The 21,243-nt window shown below is 49.6% G+C and carries 17 protein-coding genes; 1 reads left to right on the top strand and 16 read right to left on the bottom strand.

What is annotated here, in order from left to right; all coding sequences use genetic code 11:
• Window positions 1-16: 16 nt before the first annotated feature.
• The 10 genes from BUB38_RS07075 to BUB38_RS07120 all read right to left on the bottom strand — a co-directional run bounded on the left by BUB38_RS07075 (window position 17) and on the right by BUB38_RS07120 (window position 11,437).
• Window positions 17-874, bottom strand: a complete 858-nt coding sequence (locus tag BUB38_RS07075) for a hypothetical protein (protein WP_073159014.1) — start codon at window positions 872-874, stop codon at window positions 17-19.
• 21 nt (window positions 875-895) lie between these two features.
• Window positions 896-1,789: an orotidine-5'-phosphate decarboxylase gene (gene pyrF, locus BUB38_RS07080; protein ID WP_073159016.1), complete on the bottom strand. Its 894-nt coding sequence runs from the start codon at window positions 1,787-1,789 to the stop codon at window positions 896-898.
• Between the two features lie 23 nt (window positions 1,790-1,812).
• A complete protein-coding gene (locus BUB38_RS07085) occupies window positions 1,813-3,159 on the bottom strand; it encodes a TrmH family RNA methyltransferase (protein WP_073159018.1) in 1,347 nt (448 codons plus the stop codon).
• Window positions 3,156-5,024: a 1-deoxy-D-xylulose-5-phosphate synthase gene (dxs, locus tag BUB38_RS07090; protein ID WP_073159020.1), complete on the bottom strand. Its 1,869-nt coding sequence runs from the start codon at window positions 5,022-5,024 to the stop codon at window positions 3,156-3,158. Before dxs ends, BUB38_RS07085 begins: the two co-directional genes overlap by 4 nt.
• Window positions 5,024-5,911, bottom strand: a complete 888-nt coding sequence (locus BUB38_RS07095; RefSeq protein WP_083538187.1) for a polyprenyl synthetase family protein — start codon at window positions 5,909-5,911, stop codon at window positions 5,024-5,026. Before BUB38_RS07095 ends, dxs begins: the two co-directional genes overlap by 1 nt.
• Before the next feature lie 68 nt (window positions 5,912-5,979).
• On the bottom strand, window positions 5,980-7,743 hold the full coding sequence (locus BUB38_RS07100; protein ID WP_073159022.1) for a hypothetical protein: 1,764 nt from the start codon (window positions 7,741-7,743) through the stop codon (window positions 5,980-5,982).
• Entirely contained in the window at window positions 7,740-8,576 is an 837-nt protein-coding gene (locus BUB38_RS07105; protein ID WP_073159024.1) for a TIGR02147 family protein, read from the bottom strand. Before BUB38_RS07105 ends, BUB38_RS07100 begins: the two co-directional genes overlap by 4 nt.
• Before the next feature lie 46 nt (window positions 8,577-8,622).
• On the bottom strand, window positions 8,623-9,018 hold the full coding sequence (locus tag BUB38_RS07110; protein WP_073159026.1) for a hypothetical protein: 396 nt from the start codon (window positions 9,016-9,018) through the stop codon (window positions 8,623-8,625).
• Between the two features lie 4 nt (window positions 9,019-9,022).
• The gene (locus BUB38_RS07115) at window positions 9,023-10,351 is read right to left on the bottom strand and encodes a GGDEF domain-containing protein (protein WP_073159027.1); all 1,329 of its coding nucleotides are present in this window, start codon (window positions 10,349-10,351) and stop codon (window positions 9,023-9,025) included.
• Between the two features lie 51 nt (window positions 10,352-10,402).
• On the bottom strand, window positions 10,403-11,437 hold the full coding sequence (locus BUB38_RS07120) for a GDSL-type esterase/lipase family protein (RefSeq protein WP_083542011.1): 1,035 nt from the start codon (window positions 11,435-11,437) through the stop codon (window positions 10,403-10,405).
• 218 nt (window positions 11,438-11,655) lie between these two features.
• On the opposite strand from BUB38_RS07120, the gene BUB38_RS07125 reads away from it, so the two are divergent.
• The gene (locus BUB38_RS07125) at window positions 11,656-12,063 is read left to right on the top strand and encodes a c-type cytochrome (RefSeq protein ID WP_158535436.1); all 408 of its coding nucleotides are present in this window, start codon (window positions 11,656-11,658) and stop codon (window positions 12,061-12,063) included.
• 11 nt (window positions 12,064-12,074) lie between these two features.
• Here the strand turns inward: BUB38_RS07125 and BUB38_RS07130 are convergent, their stop codons facing one another.
• From BUB38_RS07130 to BUB38_RS07155, 6 genes are all read right to left on the bottom strand, one after another.
• The gene (locus BUB38_RS07130) at window positions 12,075-13,928 is read right to left on the bottom strand and encodes a hypothetical protein (protein ID WP_254794897.1); all 1,854 of its coding nucleotides are present in this window, start codon (window positions 13,926-13,928) and stop codon (window positions 12,075-12,077) included.
• A gap of 84 nt (window positions 13,929-14,012) precedes the next feature.
• Entirely contained in the window at window positions 14,013-16,733 is a 2,721-nt protein-coding gene (locus BUB38_RS07135) for a helicase C-terminal domain-containing protein (protein ID WP_073159035.1), read from the bottom strand.
• 19 nt (window positions 16,734-16,752) lie between these two features.
• Entirely contained in the window at window positions 16,753-18,531 is a 1,779-nt protein-coding gene (locus BUB38_RS07140; protein WP_073159037.1) for an Ig-like domain-containing domain, read from the bottom strand.
• 19 nt (window positions 18,532-18,550) lie between these two features.
• Complete coding sequence (lepB, locus tag BUB38_RS07145) at window positions 18,551-19,948, bottom strand: signal peptidase I (protein WP_073159193.1); 1,398 nt, start codon at window positions 19,946-19,948, stop codon at window positions 18,551-18,553.
• A gap of 33 nt (window positions 19,949-19,981) precedes the next feature.
• Complete coding sequence (locus tag BUB38_RS07150) at window positions 19,982-20,749, bottom strand: LytR/AlgR family response regulator transcription factor (protein WP_073159039.1); 768 nt, start codon at window positions 20,747-20,749, stop codon at window positions 19,982-19,984.
• On the bottom strand, window positions 20,746-21,237 hold the full coding sequence (locus BUB38_RS07155) for a copper resistance protein NlpE N-terminal domain-containing protein (protein ID WP_083539722.1): 492 nt from the start codon (window positions 21,235-21,237) through the stop codon (window positions 20,746-20,748). Before BUB38_RS07155 ends, BUB38_RS07150 begins: the two co-directional genes overlap by 4 nt.
• Between the last annotated feature and the right edge of the window lie 6 nt (window positions 21,238-21,243).

The raw sequence follows: 21,243 nt of genomic DNA on the forward strand, positions 1-21,243 counted from the left end.
TTAAAGTCAGCTGTTTTTAGTTCGACGTAGAATCCGGAAAAGCCACGGCAACGGAATCGCTAGGCGGCTCAACACTGTCAGTCTTGACTTCCGGTTCCTCAACCTTCTTCATAGCCAGCAATTCCCTGTACACAAGGCCAGGATGCATCTTACCCTCCACCATGGCATTCATGAGGAACTTCACCCTCTGATAGGTTTCATTCTTCTCGGGATCGCCAACCATACCTTTATATCCAAGAAGTCGAAGAACCTTGGAATAAAAACCTTCCCTGAACTTCTTGAAGCGAGGTTGCATCATGTCATTCAGCACTGATTCCAGGGCCATTTCGGTCTGCATGGTATCCAGCTCAAAACTGCGGTAGATGGTACGGATATGGGGCGGAATAGTGGTATCGGGGCTATCGAAATAACGGCGCATCACGTTTGCGGCCTCGGTCTTGTTCGGATGGGGACCGCGAGCAAGACGCATGGCATAGTAGAGCGAATAGCGCCAGTTTTCAGGATAGACTTTACTGGCCCTGCGAAGCACCACAAAGTCAGAAGTATCCTGAGCATCGACAGGAGTGATACCGCCAACAAAATAGTAGGGGGTATTAAAAAGGCTATCCAACTCCGTGCAAAGATTTGCCACATGACCCAGATAGGCATACTCCTTACCCGTCAGGAAGCTTTCACCCAGTTCGGTAAGACCCTTGATCCAGAAAAGCCCCGCCACAGATGCATCGTGACCGGCAGCCACATAGCGAACAGAAGAGGCCTTGGGCAAGAAGGATTCGTCGAAATTGGTACTGGGAAGAGGCTTTGCCATACGGAAAGCCACCGCCACGAGGGCTACTGCAACAACGATTACCGCAATAAACCTAACAGACCGCATTCGACTACCTCAACCTTGTTCCTAGATCTGGCAAGCTTCAGCCAGACGTTCCAGGGCGTCAACGCATTCGTTAGCGAAGTTTTCGGGCTTTTCGCTACGCTGGTAAGCGAAATTCAGACCACTGGAGCTGTTCAGCACATGGAACTTGCGCTTGCCGCCACCGTTCTTGATTGCGGTAAGTACAGTCTTTGCATCGCCACCCTGACCACCGGGCACACCAGGAATGGAAACGCCAGGAATCAGGAAGGGAATTTCGTGCTGGTGGGCAACACAGTAGGCGGTAATCTTTTCAAGTTCTTCGGGATGAGTTGCACCGACCACAGCACCGAAGAAGCCCTTGTCGCCGTCCCATTCAAAGATCTTGTCGGCAACAGAGTAGAAGGCTTCGTTCACGTCGCGGGGATCGTCACTACCGATAACAGGCATATCCTGGAAATCGTGAGCGCCCTTGTTGCTGGTACGGAGCAGCACGTAAGCACCGTTCTCGGAATTTTCGCGAACAAAGGGATTCACGGAATCGGAACCCATCCACGGGGAAACGGTCACCACGTCAGCCTTGTACACGTCAAAGGCGGCGGTAGCGTAGGCAGCGCTGGACTTACCGATATCACCACGCTTGGCATCGAGAATCACGGGAATGCCAGCACTCTTGTAATCAGCAATGAGCTGCTGCAAGGTGAGCATGGCCTGCACGCTGACGCATTCGTAGTAAGCGCTATTGGGCTTGACTACAGCGGGCTGCACATTGCGCTTCAGGCAGCATTCCAGAATTTCGGAATAGAAACGCTTGATCTTGTCTTCGGCAGAACCTGCAGAAACACAAGGGTCAATCAGCTTCATCACCGGATCCATGCCCATGCAAACCGGGTTGCCGCACTTGGCGACGCGCTGTTCTAGACGTTCATGAAAGTTCATTATAAACCTCAGCTATTTCCATTTTACTTCAGTTCGTCCAGGATCTGGGCGGCTTCGTAAGAAAGGATGCCGTGAGCCACAGCAACATTCAGGGATTCCAGATCGCTACTCATGGGGATCTTGACGGTTTCGTCAGCCAGTTCAATGAAGTAGGGATTGGTGCCAGCACCTTCGTTACCCACCAGGAAAGCCATCTTGCGGAGCTTATGCTGGGGAATTTCGCGGAGGGACTGCTTACCGTGAAGATCAGTAGCAATAATGGTGTAACCCTTGCTGCGGAGGAAGTTGATCTGGTCGATCAGGTCAACATCAAATTCGAAAGGCACGCGGAGGAAAGTACCCGAGGAACCACGAACAACCTTGGGGTTGAAGGGGCTAACGGTACCGCGACCGAGAATCATACCATCGGAACCGAAACCGAGGCTGGTACGGAAGAGAGTACCCAAGTTACCCGGATCCTGCACGGCGTCCACGAGAGTGAGGATGCTACGGCTGGATTCATAGGCGGGCTTCTTGCTGGCAATGCGGGCCACGGCAATCACACCCTGGGGGGTAACGGTAGAAGACAGACGCTTCATCTGGTCTTCAGTCAAGATGTTAATCTTGATTTCAGCTTCATTAATGGTTTCGATCAAACCTTCGTCAGCGAAACCTTCGACAGCATAAACGCCAACCACCAATTCACGATGATGGGAAACCAGTTCCTGCACAACGTGAACACCTTCACCAATGAAACGGCCTTCGCGTTCGCGGCCCTTTTCGGTGGTGAGAGCCAGGAGCTTCTTGAACCAAGGCGGGTTGAAGTTTACATCTTCGCTAACTTCAGCCTGGGCTACGCGTGCTTCCAGTGCGGCTTCGTCCAGAACTTCTTCCACAGTTTCTACAGGCTGTTCTTCAGGACGCTGACGGTAAATGGGGCGGCTAAATTCACGACGTTCGCCACCATCGCGGTTAAAGGGCTTGCGGTCGCCACGGAAGGGGCGGTCACCGAAAGAACGGGGGCGACGGTCACGATTGAAGGGGCGGTCTTCGCGGTTGAAGGAACGGCCTTCACCTTCTGCGCCTTCATGGTTGAATTCACGACGGTCATCGTCGCGACGGGGGCGGTCACCAAAGGGACGGTCACCGAAACGGCGTTCGCCGCGGTCACCAAAAGGTTTGCGGTCACCGAACTTGCGATCACCAAAACGGCGTTCGCCACGGTCACCAAACTTTCTGTCGCCAAAAGACTTGCGGTCGCCACGGCCTTCACGGGAGTCACGGCTATCGCCGTCACGACGGGGGTTACGACGGTCAGCAGCTTCGCTGACGCCGAACTTGCGGTTCAATGTGGCCTTTACGGTGCGGTTTTCGTTATTTTCTTCGCTCATAGTTTTTCCATTATTTGTTTGGCGACGGATTCCCCGTCAATATTCAAAAGTTTGTAGAGGGCCGAAATTTCGCCCTGTTCAACGAATTTGTCCGGAAGTCCGAAGCGGAGCAAACGTTTGTCCGTAATTCCGAGATCCATAAGCAGTTCGCCGATAGCAGAACCAAAACCACCAACTAAGGTATTGTCTTCGAGAGTTACAATAGTCTTGTGGCTTTCGAAGAGTGCGCGGTAGCATTCTTCGTCCAAGGGTTTGATGATGCGAGCATCCACGAGAGTCGAGTTGTAACCGTTCTCACGCAAGACACTTGCAGTCTTCTTCAGTTCGTTAGTCATGAAGCCTGCACCCAGGAGCAAGATATCCTTACCCTGTTCAAGAACCTTGGGCAGTTTCGCATCAAAGTTCTCAGTTGCAGGTTCCAAAGTTTCTGCCAAGGCAGTACCGCGAGGATAGCGGATCGCCACAGGCCCTTCCATGTCGATAGAAGCCTGGATCATATCCCGAAGTTCATTCTCGTTAGACGGAGCCAGGATGGTAATTCCCGGAACCGTACGCAAGAACGACAAGTCAAAAACGCCATGATGGGTAGGACCATCGGCCCCCACCAAACCGGCGCGGTCAAGTACCATCACCACATGCAAATTCTGCAGGGCGATGTCATGCATGATCTGGTCGTAGGCGCGCTGCATAAAGGAGGAGTAGATTGCCACTACAGGCACCACACCATCACAGGCAAGACCAGACGCAAAAGTCAGAGCGTGTTCTTCGGCAATACCCACATCGATAACGCGATCAGGAAGTTCCTTGGCAACGATATCCATGCCGCAGCCCGTGGGCATTGCAGCCGTAATACCGATGACACGGTTATCCTTCTTCGCAATTTCAAGAAGGGTCTTACCAAAGATGCTGGTAAGAGACGGATTGGGCTTACCCGGAGCCAGGGGCAGACCACTTTCAGGATCGAAGGGACCGCAACCATGGAACTTGGTGGGGTTAGCTACAGCCGCAGACATACCACGGCCTTTTTCCGTCAGCACATGAACGAGGCAAGGCCCGGGCTGGGACTTGACTCGCTCCAGAATCATAATCAATTCATCGATGTCATGACCATCGATAGGACCAAAGTAGCGGACGCCCAGATCTTCAAAGAACTGACCGGGCTTCACAGCCGTCTTGGCCGCACTTTCCACCTGCAGGAACAGATCGCGGAAACGGGAACCCAGAATACCGGGAAGACGCTTCATCAGGCGGTCCAGGTCCGTACGCATCTTGTTGTAAACCGGATCGGAAATCACACGGTTCAGATACTTGCTAAAGCCGCCGACATTGGGCGCAATGCTCATCTTGTTATCGTTCAAGATGATGGTCATGTTCTGCTTAGAAATGCCAGCATTGTTCAGAGCTTCATAAGCCATACCGCCGGTCATGGAGCCATCACCAATAACAGCCACCACGTTGTTCTTGCGCTTGAAGTGGTTACGGGCAACAGCAAAACCCAGAGCAGCAGAAATGGAAGTGGTTGCATGACCTGCACCATAGCAGTCATACTCACTTTCGTTACGCTTCAGGAAGCCCGAAATACCGCCCTGCTGACGCAAGGTACCGAAGCGATCGATACGGCCAGTCAGAAGCTTGTGAACATAAGCCTGATGACCCACATCCCAGACAATCTTGTCTTCGGGAGCGTTGTACACATAGTGCAGCGCAAGAGTCAGTTCCACTACACCAAGGCTCGAAGCCAAATGGCCGCCATGCTTAGAAACCTGACCAATGATGGTCTCGCGAATCTGGGAGGCCAACTGTTCAAGTTCCTTCACAGAACAATGCTTAATGTCCTGAGGCGACTTAATGCTCTTAAGGTCCATTATTTAACTCGGGTAATGATGAAAGCTGCGACAGAGCGAAGGATCGTGGTATCGTACTTAAGACCGTCCAATGCCTTGATAGACTCGTCATAAAGTTCGCGAGCCCTTTCCCTGGACTTTTCCAGACCAACCAGAGCCGGGTAGGTTGCCTTGCCCTTCTCGATATCGGAACCGGCGTCCTTGCCCAGTTCTTCGGTGGTAGAAACGATGTCCAGGATATCATCGACAATCTGGAAAGCCAGACCGATAGAACGGCCATAGTCGCGAATAATCTTGATTTCGTCTTCGGTTGCGTTTGCCAGACGGGCACCCACTTCCAGAGAAGCTTCCAGGAGAGCGGCAGTCTTGTGGTAATGGATATAGTCCACAGTTGCCAGATCAACAGCCTTACCTTCGGATTCGATGTCGATCATTTCGCCACCGATCATACCATAGGTACCCAGCAGGTGAGCCAGGATTTCGATAGCCTTGGCATTGCCGGTCTTGCCCATCATTTCAAAAGCGTGGATGCAGAGGGCATCGCCAGCCATCACGGCGGTAGCTTCGCCAAACTGCTTATGGCTAGTGGGCTTGCCGCGACGGAAGTCGTCGTTATCGACGCAGGGCAGATCGTCGTGAATCAGGGAGAACGTATGGAGCATTTCCAAGGCGCTCATGGCGTAATCCACAGAGTTTCCCTTACCGCCGAACATGTCAAACGCAGCCTTGACCAAGGCCGGGCGCAAACGCTTGCCACCTGCAAACATGGAATAGCGCATAGCCTCATGAAGGCGACAGGGCTGATCCGTCACAGGGGGGAGTAATTCATCAAACTTCTTTTCCGCTTCCTTGGAGACGCGGGAAAGGTAATCCAGGGCAATAGCCGCTTCTTTTTCAAGAGATTCCATATTTACCAAATTTACATAAAAAAAGGCCCCCACAAAAGGGGCCATTCCTTTAAATGAAGCGTTTGAAGCTAGAAAAGCACACCATAAAGTTTAACGTCATCCACATAGACTTCATTCTTCGGACTCAGGTAGCAGTTGTCCTTGCAACCCGGGAAGAAATGAATCTGACGGACGCCGTTCTTTACGCGCTCCCAAGTACTCTTGCAATCCTTCTTTTCGTCATTATCGATGCAAAGTTCTGAAGGCTTGATTACAATACGCTTCCAGCTTGAATCCAGGGAAATCCTGGATGAGGCAGCCTTGGTACCCTTATCATAGTTCTCCCAATTTTCGAGAGTCACCCTGATGTTGCCATCGCCCTTGGCATAGAATGCGATGGAATCAAGATCCGAAAGATTCAGCGTTTCCTTAAACTGAGTTCCCAGCAGAACCCATGCGTAAGGATCAAAGGCAACCGAGTACTTTCCATGGAATACGGTAGATCCGCGAGAAGAATCCGCTTCTAGGTAATCGGCAATTTTATGGGAAGAATCAGCCTTGCCGTTCTTGTAGAAAGAGGACCCCTTCCACAGAGTATCGACACTCATGTACCAACGCGTATCGTCTTCTTCAAAGTCGTAAAGAAGTACCGACGGCTTTTCAGACTTGGAAACCTTAGAAGTCTTTACAGTCCAGTCAACAAAGGGTTTGGTTCCGTCATTATGAACAAAGTAAACTTTTAAGGAATCGTTAGCAGGAAGCGCAGGCAGCACATAGGCGCCAGACGCATCCGTCTTCACCAGTTCATCAAGGCCATAAACTCCAACCCAGGCAAAATCTTCGTCGGCAGTCAAGGTCACATTGCTGGAGTAGCTTACCGAAGTAGTCAACGTAATAGAATCAACATCCTTCAGCTCTTCTGCAGAATAAACTCTGGAATAGGACTGGCTTCCCGAAGTGACAGTCAGACGGTAATCGCCAGACTTAGGCCATTCCATATCAAAACGTCCATTCTCGTCGGCATACTTATCTGCAACAACCATGAAGCTCCTGACAAAACGAATTTCGCCAACGCTATCAAGGGATCTCAGGGCAACCGTGGCATAAGCCGCCGGAGAGCCATTCTGAAGCAGCACGGAAACCTTGGGCAGAGAATCGGCAACCACCTCCGAAGAATCCGTTACGGAACTGTCAATTTCTACGGGAGTCTTATAGTTGTACTGCACCTGTTCGTAGGGCTGCAGGAACACGGACTCACGTCCCAGGTCTTCCTCATAGCCGTCATCCATGAAATACAACTGCAAGGTGTCGTTAGCAGGAATTGCCGGAATAAAGAATACACCATTGGAATCAGAACGCACCAGCACATCAGTGCCGACAACGCCAACCCATACCGCCTTGCTGCCTTCAGGAATATCGGCAACACCCGTCAGGGTTGCAATAGCAGAAAGGTCTACAACCCCTTCCAGAGAATCCAGAGCCTGATAGCTCTCATGAGAAACAATCTTTGTATAGGCAGAACCGTCATAGGACACGGTCATACGGTATTCGCCAGAGTCGGGCACAGTCAATGCAAAGCGGCCAACACTATCGGTAACCGTCGTCGCCACGGCGACCACCATAACTTCTTCCTTAGCCTCGGGTACGGTATAGTCAACCTGATGCAAGGACACGCTGGCATTAGAAACAGGAACGCCACCAACACGGGCAACGATACCATTGGTAGTAATACTACCCGGTCCACCAGCGAGATTATTTCCGGAATCGGAAGGATTATCGGAGCAGGCAAAGAACGACGCTACCAATGGTAGCGACAAAGGCAAAACAAACTTTTTCAGCAACTGGCTGTTCATTTTTCCTTCTCCTGCAACGGTTTTGTAAAGGCAAGAGGGAACAACTGGATATTCAGCTGGAAAACCGTGTTATCGCCTTCGCCTTCCTGAGATAAACGTAGTAAATCCGTTCGAAATTCATTAATCTTTTCGCGAATCAACTGGATATCATCCATGTTGAACGTCATGGTGACAGTGCTGATATCTCGCAGGTGCGGTGCATGACGTTCCAGCGACTCCCCTGCCAGGGCGATAGTGTCTTTCTGGAACTGTCGAACAGCGGCAGAGCGCCAGTTTCCGCCGGTACTCACGAAGGTATCGTTTACCTTCCAGAAGCCGTCGCGGTCTGTTGAAATCATGTTCAGTTCGTAAAGCAACTGAACGGCCGCTTTCGCCTCGTCCTCGGTAATCTGGGGAGTGCAGCATTCGGCTAGGCCTTGATAGTCATCCTTGAACTTGCAAATACCGATAATGGAACGGATTGCGTTGTAGTACCAGTGGCGGTAGAATTCCAGTTCCTTCTTCTGCAGAAGCTTGAGAGACACACCCTTTAAAGCCTGCATACGTTCGTAATGCTGCAAGGCTTCGTTGTCAGTCTTGGCTCGGCCAAAGAAAACCATTTCTGTCCAGTAGGCAGTTTCCTTTTCATCCAGTTCGAAGAACTGAGCCGCCGGCTCGATAAGCGCGGTAGAAAGGTGAATCTTGCCCTGGGAAACACGAAGCAGATTACCAGGATCGGCACCCATCTTCATAGCCATATAACGCCACGAAATCACAGTCTTGCGCTGCTTAAAGTCATCGAATGCGTCACGTAACCACTCGCGGTAGTCGGTATATTCAAAAATCTGCTTCATACAGAAAAAGATAAATCAGCCCGATGAGAAATTCCACCACCGCAGACTAATCTCCGTTGTGAAACTTTACAACGATATCCAGGTCCTTGCTGCAGGTCGCCTTCCACCGACATTCGGGGGCGGAATTTCTTTCCGCATCGACGCAAACCCCAGTAAAATAAAGGGTTCCAGCCTCTTCCTTTGATTTTCCGTATGCCACTCTGTATGCAAGATCCGCCACCGGCGAAGCCTGAACCAAATCCTCGCCCATCAGTTTAGCCGTGAGCCGAATCACACAATTATCCTTGGTGGGCATGGATTCTTCATCCTCGCCCACTCCGGGAATCCAATGAATCTGCAGGGGCCGGAACTCCGGCTCGGGGCTCTTCTTGGCGCAACCCGTTACGAGGACCGCGGCAAGAGAGCAAGCAACAGCTGCGATATAGAAGGCAGCCTTATTCATATCGTTAACGGGTACGCTTGAAGGTGGCGCTAGTCACCCTGTTGCGGCCGTTCTCCTTAGAAGCGTAAAGGGCCTTGTCAGCACGTTCGAACAGGCGCTTAGGATCTTCGCCAGCCACCATTTCGGCAATACCGAAGGAGCAGGTCACCTGCTGCTGCTTGATCAGCTGAGTATTTTCAATAGCCATACGGAGCTTTTCAGCAAGGAACTGGGCATTCTGGATCGGCGTGTCGCTGCAGAGGATCACGAATTCTTCGCCACCCCAACGGACCAGTGCATCCGTATTACGGATCTTGCTCTGGATCAGCTTGCAGAGGTTCACCAACACTTCGTCACCGACGCTATGACCATACTGGTCATTGATATGCTTGAAGTGGTCGATATCCAGAATCACGAAGGAAACAGGGCTGTCATTCTTGACCAGGTTTTCCTGTTCGCGCATCAGGATGCTGCTGAAACCGGCACGGTTGAGGCAACCGGTCAGCGGGTCTTCCTTACTGGACTTTTCGTATTCAGTCTTTTCGATTTCGAGAGCCTTCAGGTTCTTTTCCAGTTCTTCACGCTTCTTCTTGGCTGCGGCCCGTTCACGGCTATAGTCAAAGAAGCGGATGACCAGGATCATGAAGAAGGTCACGAACCACACACCGACGATGCCGGTCGTAAGGTCTTCCTTGGCGATCTTCTTGCCCTTGAAGCAGAGACCGCGGATTTCAAGAGTACCATAGCCCAGGGGAGCGTTGGTACCGGTCTGAATTTCGATCAGGGGGATGTTAGAAAGGTCTACACGAGCCTTATGAACGTCCACCTCGTTCTGAGCAACCCACCAGCCGGCCACGCGGAATTCCTGGGGAACGAACACTGCCGGATAGGTTTCATTCAGGGGGAAGAATTCTATTTCGTTAAACTTCAGTGAAGTTTCATCACCGTCGCGATAGATAGCGCTATCATAACCGCGCATGTAGAGACGGACGGAACCTTCGCCACGGGGCTTCACCCACACGAAGATACTGTCGTAATGGGAAAGATCCTTACCGCGGACCTTACCGTCTCCAAGGAAAATCTTCACGCCAGCATAAGGATAGGCGTAGCCTTCACGGAGTTCATAGTCCATGATGACAGAGGAATCCGTACGGGTCAGCTTTACAGCAGATCCGCCGCCATCCACAGAGTCAGACTGGGCGATGACGTAAGGGAAATCCGACAATTTGAGGAATTCGATATTATCTAAGCCATTTTCGTACGCAAAAAGGGCGATGGCGGTAAGAGCCAACAACACGAAAATCAGGATATTCATCCTGAACAGCACATAGATTTTCTCAAAGAGCCTAGACATAGGAAACCTATACTTGTAAGATATTGTCCCTCAAATATATAAAAATAGGGGCTAACGGGATAGCCAGCCACCCAGTTTAGCTACAAATGGGCGCAAAGTACGGGCCAAATCGGCCTGGGAATGCACATCCGGATGTCCAAGGAGGCCTGCATTATCCGTACGGACCTCCACAAATTCCAAATCCTTGTGACCGGCAGCCAGTTCGGACTGGTAAATGGCCTTTACAGTGGGAGTCAGGTCATCATTGGGCCAGATTTTTGTGGACACCAGCAGGAACTTCACCCCTTCATGGGCCTTGCGCAGTTTCTGAAGGAGCTCCGCATAAGCCTTGGAGAATTCCTTCTTGTCGCCATAAGGAGGGTTTCCCTGGAAGTCATTGATGCCAATAAAGATTACAACCACCTGGGGGTGGAAGCTGCCAAAATCCCACTTGAGGGATTCTTCGGGCAGCTTGCCAGCCAAATCCGCCGGGGCCTCACCGGGAACGGTAAATTCATAAAGGCGAGGCACCTTCCATTCAGGCACAATATTGTCGTAATTGCGGACCATGCCGCGACCGCTAAAGGCGTTCACCTGAAAATCAGCCTTGAAGCCATCGGCAAGCAGGTAGGCATAGCTCTTGGAGGCGTTAGTCTTTTCGAAAACCAGGGACGGGTCATCGGAACCGCTACCTTCATCACCGAAGCCCACGGTAAAGGAGTCCCCAATAAATTCGATACGTCGGCCACTCTGCTTGGGAACGGAGCCAAAACTTCCGGAACCATCCAGAGAAATTCCGTAGACCTTTACGGAACCGGGATTCGTCTCGCTGATTTTCACCAGGCGATAACGGTGGGATTCACCATCTCCGGCCACCTTGACCGACTGGACCTTACGCGCACCGCTAACAAAGGCGGCAACTTCCCTTGAATCTTCTACGAGGATCCAGCGGGATTCCCCTTCCAGATCGAAATCAATAGACTTCGCCACGGCATTAAACTGAATAACTGCCGCCGGAGCGCTAGTCCTACTGAACTGTTTTTGATGATCCCAGCGGCCATTAAAAATGCAATTCTTCGCCAGTGAGCTTTCAGACAAATTATTCATAGAATTTTCCTTGGCCTGGGGAGAAGCCACAAAAGAAGCAAGTGCGAGTCCAAAGACCGCCACTTTAAAAAAAACACCTAATCTCATAAACAAAATTATAGTAATTGTCCCGACGTCCTCAAGCAAGCCTTACTAAATTGTCGTTTATGGGCGTAAACAAGTTTAAATGTTTATTTACACTGTTAGCTGTGTATGGGATGCTGCTAGGCACCTCCATTATGCCCGCATTCGCAAACAGCGAACCAGACACTTCGCAAAGCCCAGGCACCCCCGCCCCAGGTTCCGAAGGAGACACCCTCACCCGCGAAGACGCACGCATGGCCCTTCTCGTGTACAAACTTCTTCAACCCGATGGAAAATTAAAGGGAGCCAACCCGGAACGCGGGAAAAAACTTTTCAATCAAAACTGCAAGTCATGCCACGGCGAAGAAGGGCATCGACTCAACTTCGCCCACGATTACAGAAAGCCCCCGATTTTCATCGGGGACCGAGCTAGAAATGACATGCCAACTTTCTGGTATCAGATGAATTTCGGCGATGATGACCGCAACATGGAACCCTACATAGACGAATTAACACTGGATGAGTTAATCGATATAGCGGGCTATGCGCAGACCCTGCCATAAGAAAACGAATTCTAGGGTTCCTTGCCGTTAAAGACCTTCACTTCCTGAATAAAGGACAGGTCCAGCATTTCCCGTTCTTCCTTTCCATAAATCTGAATTTCAATGACCTGGGGAGACTTGGCCAGTTTCAACGCATGGACAAAGAAAATCTTTTCTTCTTCCTTGGCATTACGCTTGACAGGATCCTTGGCCTTGACGCCAACCAAGGTTCCCACAGTCTTGGCATAACGCAGCACCTTCACCAGATCGAACGTGCTCATCTTCTGATAGTTGCTGCCATACTTCGTAGAGTTCAAGGCCGTCTGCAAAGTATTTTCATCGGCATCATCTTTCAGTTCATAGTCGGGAGCCTTCGCCTCGGGCCATGCCACGACAAAGTCCTTGCGCCATTCTTCGGTAGGTGCAGGAAGACGGTTCACGTCATGCTTTTCGACAAAGGGGCAATAACCGTAGTTTTCCAGAATTTCAAAAGCCTTATGTTCCAGTTCCGGCTTCAAGATAAAACCGTAACCGGGAATGTATTCGGTCGTAGCTTCGGTAAACTGCGGGAAGCGGGAAAGTTCCGCAAGCACTTTCAGATCTTCAATTTTCAGAAGTCGAACGGTATGAACTCTGGCCCCATAATAGGAGGAGTTCCATTCCGAAATTGTAGAGGCAACATTTTCGGGAGGCTTAATCCAGTTCTTGAAATTTTCGATTTCCGCTTCAGGCAGACCACACCTTAAACCCTGAATATAAGTTTCACGGTTCAAGGCAAAGCGGAGGAACACTTCATCATTTTCAACCTTGGAAAGACTTGCCAAAGTGAAAAGCACACGAGGAGAAGTTCCCGTCGATACGATCAGTTCAAAATTGGGCAGGCAGGAAATGTTCTGTTCAGGAATGGAGGCGATAGATGTTTCCACCCAATCCTTGCCAGACTGTTCCATGACAACACCGGCCACCTTACCGTCAACCATGTGGAATTTCACAAATCCCAGCAGCCACAATTCACGCAAGGGGCGAGGCAGGTATTCCCAAGGGAGCTCCTTGTTCTTCTCTACCATGCGGAACGTCGGGTCAAGAACCCACAGCAGATTGCAGGCGTCGGCGACAGGACGAGGCTGTTCCAAAATTTTCAGCAACTGGACGCAGTGATTGCGATCGCCGCGGAAACGTTCCTTTAGCCACCAGGACACTACATCCTGATGCAAGCGGAAACCATTCTTACGAATAAATTCAAGAGCCTTTTCAGACGGAACCAAGCAGGAGTCTTCCTGTTCCAGCCAACCATTCCCTGTCAGGAAATTGAAAATAAAGGACAGCTCGTTTTCGGCAGCACGTTCAGACAGTTGCTTTGTAGACGTAAAGGAATCCACGCAAATCTGGTAACCACGACGATGGATGGTACCATTGGTATTCACCTTCAGTTCCTTGCGCAAGGCGTACGACAACACCAGGCAGATGTGCCAGTCCAGCAAGTTCTGAAAACAGGCGAACTTGGCTCTAGCCGGGAACTCCATTTCAGAAGCCATTCCAAAGCAGCCCCAGAAATTAGAGAAACCGTAGTAGACCATCGTACTACCAGTAGATGTGCGCCACAGCAAATATTCACGGCACATATCCAAAAGGAACTTCTGCAGGTCGCGTACTTTTCCAACCGGAACGGTCAGACGCAATTCATTATAAGTCAAGCCGCGGGAACCGCTATTGTAAACCAAGCTGATGCAGCGACGCTGCCATAGTTCCATCTTGCTAAACAAGTCGGCAGCACGTCTGCGATCATCAAAATAAGACAAGGCTTCGCTCTGGATCAGAGCGTTATTCAAAAGACCCTTATGTCCGAAGGCCTTCGCATGGACACCACGAAGGAGTTGCTTGGACATTCCATCAAAAAACGAATTTAAATCGTACATCAGTCACACCCTATTAGGGCGCCAAATTTAGAAAAAATAATCCGGAGCCAAAGTCTAGGACTTCACAAAAGACTTGATGTCTTCTATGGAGTCGGCAACCTTCTGCTTCATGTTCCAGATCCGCATAAAGCTTTTGCCATAATGTTCCAGCACCACGCGGTTATCAAGAATCAGAACCTTACCAGAATCTTCTTCAGAACGAATCAGACGTCCCAGCCCCTGACGCAATTCCATATAGGCTTCCGGCACATAATAATCCTTAAAGGAATTCTTACCGTCGGATTTCATCTTGGCAGAAATTCCCGCAACAAGAGGATCCATGGGATTCGGGAACGGAAGCTTAGGAATCACCAGAAGTTTCAAGGCGTCTCCCGGGAAATCAACACCTTCCCACAAGCTTTGACAGCCCAAAAGGCAAGCGCCCCTTTCCTTGCGGAACATGGCAATCAGTCCATCCAGAGCACCGTCGACATGTTGGCAAAGAAGCAGTTTGCCCTTTTGCGCAAACAGCGGAGCAAGTGCCGCCTGGGCCTTCATCATCGCCGAAACGCTGGTAAAGAGAACCATGGCATTTTCTTCCACCTCCGGCAAGAACTGACATAGGGTATCGTTCAAAGCCTCGTTATATTCCGGTGCAGAAGGTTTCGGCAAATATTTAGCCACCATTACAGACTGGCGAGCATCCTTTGTAGACGATTCGTTATACACTCTAAGGAAGGGGGCCCTCTTTGGATCCTGGACGTTCAAGCCCATTCTTTCAACAAAGTAAGTCAAGTCACCCTGTACCGCCAAGGTCGCAGAAGTAAAGGTAGCAGACTTGATCCAAGGATAGAACTTTTCTTTCCAGATAGTACCGAAATTCAACGGGTAGGCATGAAGCTTTATGGTATGAGGATTAAAAGGTTCCTCCATAAAGAAGATCCAGTCTTCGCGAGCGCCCTTGGTCAGGAACTCAAAATCAGAAACGAATCTTTCGATCTCCGTCATTCGGCCATTCAGATCATGCACCAATCCAGAAACAGATTCATTGACCCTGGAAGCCATGGCGGAAAGTTTTTCTACCAGTTTCTGAACCTTGGCATACTGGTCCATAAAGCCTGCAGGATCGGCATCATATTCTGCCATCATGCTAGAAGAATACGAGAAGCCATTCTTATTTTTCTGCTTTGTCAGCTTCTTGCCGATCTTCATAAAGAAACGATGCAAGGCCTTTTCCAATTCGCCCAGGCTTTCAACCAAATTAGCGCATACCTCATGGGCTTCAGTACACTCCGCCGGAATTCCAGCCTCGATTTCTACAACGAGGCCATCCTTTTTAGTGCGGGACGGAACCATAGTCTTAATGACATTACGCAGGCCAAAGAACGACACCGTACGGCACAGCGACTGGTTGCTGATTTCAGGCAGACGGTGAGCTTCATCAAACACAATATGTTCGTAAAGCGGAAGCAGCGCAAAATCCAACGACATGTCTGCCAGGAACAGAGAATGGTTTACCAGCAGCAAATTGGAATTCATGGCACGGCGCTTTGCGGCAAGGGCTGGGCACCTGCCATAATTCGGGCACTTTTCTCCAAGGCAAGACTTTGCAGAACTTGCCATCTTGGACCAAAGCACACGATTACGTCCCTGACTAAACGAAGAGCATTCATTCACGTCACCAGTTGTCGTCGTATAGACCCAAGGTATAATAGCCATGAAGGAATCTCTTTCTTCCGGCAAGAGCATATTTTCGGGGGACGCAAGAATTGCCTCAAACTTTCTTAGGCACAAATAATTTTCGCGCCCTTTCAAAACAGAAGCCTTCAACTTGCCATTGTACAAGCAGGACAGCTGGGGAATATCGCGATTCCACAATTGTTCCTGAAGCGCACGGGTTGCCGTACTAATGACGACTCGTTCACCGGATGCAGCCTTGTTAGCGGCGGCCACTAAATACGCAAGCGATTTTCCAGAACCCGTAGGAGCCTCGATGACGCAAAGCCCACCCTTATGCATATTGCGTTCCACCACAGCGGCCAAATCCTGCTGGTTAGAACGGGGCTGATACCCAGCCATATTCTTGGCAAGAATGCCGCCTTCCTGGAAGAATTCTCCCACACGGGGAACGCGGTTCTTTACAGGAACCTCTTCCAGGGGGACTTCCGGCAACTTGTAAGAAAATTCATTTCCGGATTCACCAGAAACGGGCCAGATTGCAGACCAGTTGGAATTGACTGCAACCTTGGAAAGGGCGTTATACAGCCAGCGGTCTTCACCCTGAATTTTTTCCAGGGACATCACAAAAAGTCTGCCGCAGGCATCGGCATCAGGCAACGCGCGGTGTGCCCGGCTCCTGGGAATATTCAATTCCTGGACCAGGGTATCCAAGCGATGATTAGGAACATTCTGGAAGGCGATACGAGAAACCGTCAAGGAATCCCACACCATATGGTTTTCAAAGGAAATACCGACCTTTGCAAAAGTCTGGGTCAGAAACTTCGAATCAAATGCGGCATTATGAGCAACAATGGGATAATCTCCGATAAAGGAATAAATCTTGCCTGCCACACCTGCAAATGATTCTGCATTTTCAAGATCGCTCTTGTATATTCCAGTCAGATTTTCAATAAAGGGGCGCAAGGAAGCCGTCGTTGGCTTGACCAGATAATCCACATCTTCAACAGGGACCCCATTTTCAAAACGGACCAACGCGACTTCGATAATTTCATCTTTTTCAAAATCAAGACCCGTTGTCTCAAGATCAATCGCAACAAAAGTCGGAATATTTCCCATATTTATCCTCACCAAAATTCTAATGCAGAGACGGAATTGCAGCCTGCAACTGGTCTAGATTATTTTCACCATTCTTCAGCTTCAATGTATCGTTAATCGCTCTCCAGGGAGACCCATAACGGAAAGGTTCAATGGAACCTCCATCAGGAATATTCTTTCCTTCCTGGGGATAATAGTAGTCCATAAAATAGGCCCCTTCGACCAGTCCGTTAAACTTAAAGCGGCCCGCATTATCACAAGGTTCTATAAAATCCTTATCAGACTCGATGGAATGCAGACGGACCAGGGCACCTACCTTTGCACCGGGGACAGCACCCTGCAACGTTGCAAGTTTCAACTTCGCCACCGTTTCAAATTTCTGCAGTTTCTTGTACTTCAGTTCAACAACGGTATCACGAACGCCATTACTGTCGGCAGCCGCCAACGTCGTATCGTTATACCCCATCAAGAAGTTCATCGTAAGGTCCGTTCCCCACGGGTCAGAATTCAATACCACAAAACGCACCGGATCGATTTGCTTGACCTGAACCTCGGTCGTATCCTTGTTAACCGCCACATAGAAGGTTTCTTCTACAGAATCCAGTTTGGGCTTATTAAACAAGACGATTAGGGAATCGTCAGGGAACAGGTTCTTTGACTTCGAGACAGCCTTCACCGTACTTACCGCAGGCGGAAGCGTATCGGACTCCATCTTCTTCCATTCCCATTCCACTTCATTTCTTGCCGTATCCAAAGTTCGATAAAGCGAATCCTTTCCGGCAAGGCAAGTAAACTTGTAAAGAATTTCACTTTTGGGTGCCGGATCAAAATAGAACTGCGGCTTATTGGAAGATGCTCCCAAATAAACAAGCTTCGGATACACCTTCTCATTTTCAGGAGAAGTCAGGAAGCAGTTGGCAGAATCTCTAAACAGGGAATCAAAATAGACGTTTCGTGTAAAGTTCGCTTCCAGCACATTTGCAAAGGGCTGAGATACAGATTCCAGTTCCAGATGAGACGAGTCCATATCTGCCACGGCAATCCATAAGGTATCCGTTGTCTCTGCAGTCAGGTGAATATCCTGGGTCCAAACGCCAGCCTGTTCCGTTGCCAGTTCCACCTTCTGGTTACCATTGCCATCCACAAAGGCTACGACACGATACATTCCCGCCTTAAGACCCGTCAAGGTAAAATGCCCCGCACTATCGGCTCGAGTCACATACAGGGGCGGTTCCTTAAGAATCATAGGCAGGGAGTCCAGCGCCTTGGTTACAGAATCGCGGTACTTATCCAGATAATGTTTCGTTTCACGATCTGCACCCATCAGGAACAAACCCACACTGGGAAATTCCTTCTTCTTTGCCATAGCCGCATTCACAAGAACTCGGCCCGAAAGAGTCAGCGAGTCAATATAGGCTCCCGTCGAGAACACAACCTGGAAAGGCTTTGCAAGAGCATTGCCGCGCAAATCCTTGATACCACCCGCAAACGTTACTGTGTACGTCGTTCCAGAATCAAGCTCTGCACGAGACGACAACTCCAGAGTTTTGCCGCTGACGTCAAACCGCACTCTTTTATCAATCGGCGGAGAAATAGAAACAGCGCTCCTGGGAATAGAGGCGTTAATCCATTCGTCAAATTCAAGCTTTACATAAAGTTCGTTAGGATGGTTTGTCGTATACGGAGCTGGATACACCCCCGCCACACGCGGAGGCAACTTATCTTCGGGGCCACCGGACGGAGCCACCTGCGTCGCACAGGCCACAAGCAAGCTCGCAACAATCGCACCTAGAACGTATACGGTCTTAAAAAATTTCATCCTAACAACACTTTCAGACTTAATCAATCAAGTGGATAATCTTGCCCAGTCGGCTCCAGCGGATCTTGAAGGGCAGACGCCACCAGGTAAAGGGATTGGACAAGGCGAAAGACTCATCTTCATTTTCAAAAGAGAAGTAAATGACAAAAGCCTTGGCGCGCATATTACGGAGCGACACATATCCCCAATAACGACTATCTGCGGAATTATCACGGTTGTCACCCATCATGAAATACTGAGGAGTCTGAACCACATAGTAATCCATTTTTTTACCGCCGAGAGTCAAGTTCTTCCTGATTTCAAAAACAGGAGAACGAGCCACATCAGCCTTCAGCGAATCAGCCAGGGAATCAGCAACAACGGAATCCGTAACCGCAGAATCGACAACAGCGGCACTAACAGCCGATGCATTCAAAGCGTTCACATTGTCTTCCAGATCCTTCAACATAGAAGCTTCGAAACCGATGTAGCTAACTTCGCGCATCAGCCCACCCTTGGCATGGGGATCCAGCATAGGCAAATAACAGATACGGGCCAGTTCCCTGAAATAGGCGAAGCTCATCACCCCAGAAACGGTGTCCCCCTGGGTCACACGCTGCTGAAGGATAGTACGATTGCGGCGGAACAGTTCATTCATGGCCAGCCCGCGGTCATTTTCTACCGGTATGCGGAAGTTCTCGAAATCGTAGTTATTGCTTTCGACACCATCCTTCCACAGAGAAATATCAAGCTTGACGGAGTCATCCGGATTTTCCTGGGCGACAAGGGAACGCAACCACCAGAGCTTATCCAACGGCAGGGAATCCACATACAGAGTATCACCTACAGACGGCACAACAAAAGGTTCTCGTTCGTCACGAGGAGACATGGTTCGAACCGTACTAGTCCATTTACCACGTCCGGGCAAGGTATCCTGCTTAACGCCATTCACATAAAGACGACCGCCATGAACGGCAACCGTATCGCCACTCACGGCCACACAGCGCTTGATGTAATCCTTCGGACCATCGCCATAATGAACTAAGTGAGGCTGTCCCTCTTCAGGTTCATGATCCCAGTAGAAATTGCCAAGCATCAAGGCGTTAAAGAGATGAGTATAGCGGCGAGGATTACCATCGGGATATTCAGGTTCCCCGGGATAACGGAAAATTGCCACATCCCCAGGCACGGGATCGGTAATAGCAGGGAACTTCTGATTTCCAAAAGGTATGGGAGAGCCATAGGTAAACTTCAAACCGAGAAGGAAGTCTCCTGTTTTCAGCGTATCTTCCATAGATCCGCTAGGAATCTGGAAAGCCTGAATCACATATTGGATTACAATCAACGCCAGAGCAATGGGAACAATTATTTCCCTAAACAAGCCCTTCACAAAACCCTTCACAGAAAAAACTTTCTTCTCTTGCAAGTTGTCCTTCATCTTATTTTCCAAATTAAAATCTGACTTATAATTTTACAGGCTGCGAATCTTTTTGAACATGGCCTGGCTTACTACCAGTTCAGTCCTGCTCTTATCTCGAAGCACCATGGTAATGCGGGAGTTCACCTTGCGATACTCTGCGATATGGTCAATCGAAACAATGGTCGAACGGTTAACGCGTATAAAATGCATGGGATCCAAACGTTTCTCAAGTTCCATGGTCGACACATCGACTATATGCATCTCGTTCATCGTATAGACCATGGTAAAACGGCCTTCCGTCTGAAAACGGACCACTTCATCTACACTCAGAAAGATACAACGATCTCCTTTTCGAACCTGAATTCGCTGCAGGTAGAAATTGCTCAAGTCTACCACGTTACGGAACTTCTTCCAGGTAAAATCAGGAGGCGCCGGAATACTAAAACCATCATCGGGGAATATCTTGCGCAGTTTTTCAACTGTGGCCATCAAACGTTCCGAATCAAAGGGTTTCAGCAAATAATCAACCGTATTTTCTTCAAAGGCCTTTAAGGCAAACTCATCATAGGCGGTCGTAAAGACCACATACGGGACTTCCTCCGGATTCAAGGCATGCAGAACATCAAATGCATCCATATCCGGCATCTGGATATCCAGAAAGACGACATCAGGAAGATGGTCCTGAATAGCCTTGATTGCCTGAGCTCCAGATTCTGCCTCCCCCTGAATATCAAACTCGCTCGCGTAATCCCCCAACATGGAGATGATGCGGGCACGAGCCCAAGGCTCGTCATCAATCACTAAGGTCTTGACCTTCATTTCGGATCCTTGGATTTCTGGACGGGAGCCGTCATGATTCTAAACAGTTCTGCACGACGGCCATTTTCATCTTCATAGACCTGACCTGCAGAATTCATATAAACCAGATTTCCAGATGCAGAGCGTTTAAAATTCCAGTGAACACTATCTGCACTTTCAGAGGCAGAGGGCAAAACAATCCTTATGGAACTATCCACTACAGAAAACACACCCTTCAGGGAATCCACCTGCATGGAATCAGTTACACGGGTCTGCACCGCATTAACAGTGGAGTCTTCATTCAAGGTTATGCGCAATGCCTTCATGGTGCAATCATCACAAGGCATACTTCCCGAATAGAGGCCCGTCACATCCTTCGGCAATTCAACAGGCGGAAGTTCCGGTAAAGGTTCAGACTTTTCTTCAGAGCAGGAAGAAATCAGCAATGCCATCCCAACAGGAAGCAAAAACCTTACAAATGAAAAAGCCATGGAGTTCGAAATCTTCATGGCTAC

Origin of the sequence: Fibrobacter sp. UWH5 (assembly GCF_900142505.1) — a bacterium.
Lineage (GTDB): Bacteria > Fibrobacterota > Fibrobacteria > Fibrobacterales > Fibrobacteraceae > Fibrobacter.

What these genes read in the sequence shown, in the direction of transcription:
- BUB38_RS07150 (WP_073159039.1), bottom strand. Translation starts at nt 20,749, where the DNA reads ATGAAGGTCAAGACCTTAGTGATTGATGACGAGCCTTGGGCTCGTGCC.
- pyrF (WP_073159016.1), bottom strand. Translation starts at nt 1,789, where the DNA reads ATGAACTTTCATGAACGTCTAGAACAGCGCGTCGCCAAGTGCGGCAAC.
- BUB38_RS07135 (WP_073159035.1), bottom strand. Translation starts at nt 16,733, where the DNA reads ATGGGAAATATTCCGACTTTTGTTGCGATTGATCTTGAGACAACGGGT.
- BUB38_RS07100 (WP_073159022.1), bottom strand. Translation starts at nt 7,743, where the DNA reads ATGAACAGCCAGTTGCTGAAAAAGTTTGTTTTGCCTTTGTCGCTACCA.
- BUB38_RS07095 (WP_083538187.1), bottom strand. Translation starts at nt 5,911, where the DNA reads ATGGAATCTCTTGAAAAAGAAGCGGCTATTGCCCTGGATTACCTTTCC.
- BUB38_RS07125 (WP_158535436.1), top strand. Translation starts at nt 11,656, where the DNA reads ATGCCCGCATTCGCAAACAGCGAACCAGACACTTCGCAAAGCCCAGGC.
- BUB38_RS07105 (WP_073159024.1), bottom strand. Translation starts at nt 8,576, where the DNA reads ATGAAGCAGATTTTTGAATATACCGACTACCGCGAGTGGTTACGTGAC.
- BUB38_RS07120 (WP_083542011.1), bottom strand. Translation starts at nt 11,437, where the DNA reads ATGAATAATTTGTCTGAAAGCTCACTGGCGAAGAATTGCATTTTTAAT.
- dxs (WP_073159020.1), bottom strand. Translation starts at nt 5,024, where the DNA reads ATGGACCTTAAGAGCATTAAGTCGCCTCAGGACATTAAGCATTGTTCT.
- BUB38_RS07140 (WP_073159037.1), bottom strand. Translation starts at nt 18,531, where the DNA reads ATGAAATTTTTTAAGACCGTATACGTTCTAGGTGCGATTGTTGCGAGC.
- BUB38_RS07085 (WP_073159018.1), bottom strand. Translation starts at nt 3,159, where the DNA reads ATGAGCGAAGAAAATAACGAAAACCGCACCGTAAAGGCCACATTGAAC.
- lepB (WP_073159193.1), bottom strand. Translation starts at nt 19,948, where the DNA reads ATGAAGGACAACTTGCAAGAGAAGAAAGTTTTTTCTGTGAAGGGTTTT.
- BUB38_RS07155 (WP_083539722.1), bottom strand. Translation starts at nt 21,237, where the DNA reads ATGAAGATTTCGAACTCCATGGCTTTTTCATTTGTAAGGTTTTTGCTT.
- BUB38_RS07130 (WP_254794897.1), bottom strand. Translation starts at nt 13,928, where the DNA reads ATGTCCAAGCAACTCCTTCGTGGTGTCCATGCGAAGGCCTTCGGACAT.
- BUB38_RS07075 (WP_073159014.1), bottom strand. Translation starts at nt 874, where the DNA reads ATGCGGTCTGTTAGGTTTATTGCGGTAATCGTTGTTGCAGTAGCCCTC.
- BUB38_RS07115 (WP_073159027.1), bottom strand. Translation starts at nt 10,351, where the DNA reads ATGTCTAGGCTCTTTGAGAAAATCTATGTGCTGTTCAGGATGAATATC.
- BUB38_RS07110 (WP_073159026.1), bottom strand. Translation starts at nt 9,018, where the DNA reads ATGAATAAGGCTGCCTTCTATATCGCAGCTGTTGCTTGCTCTCTTGCC.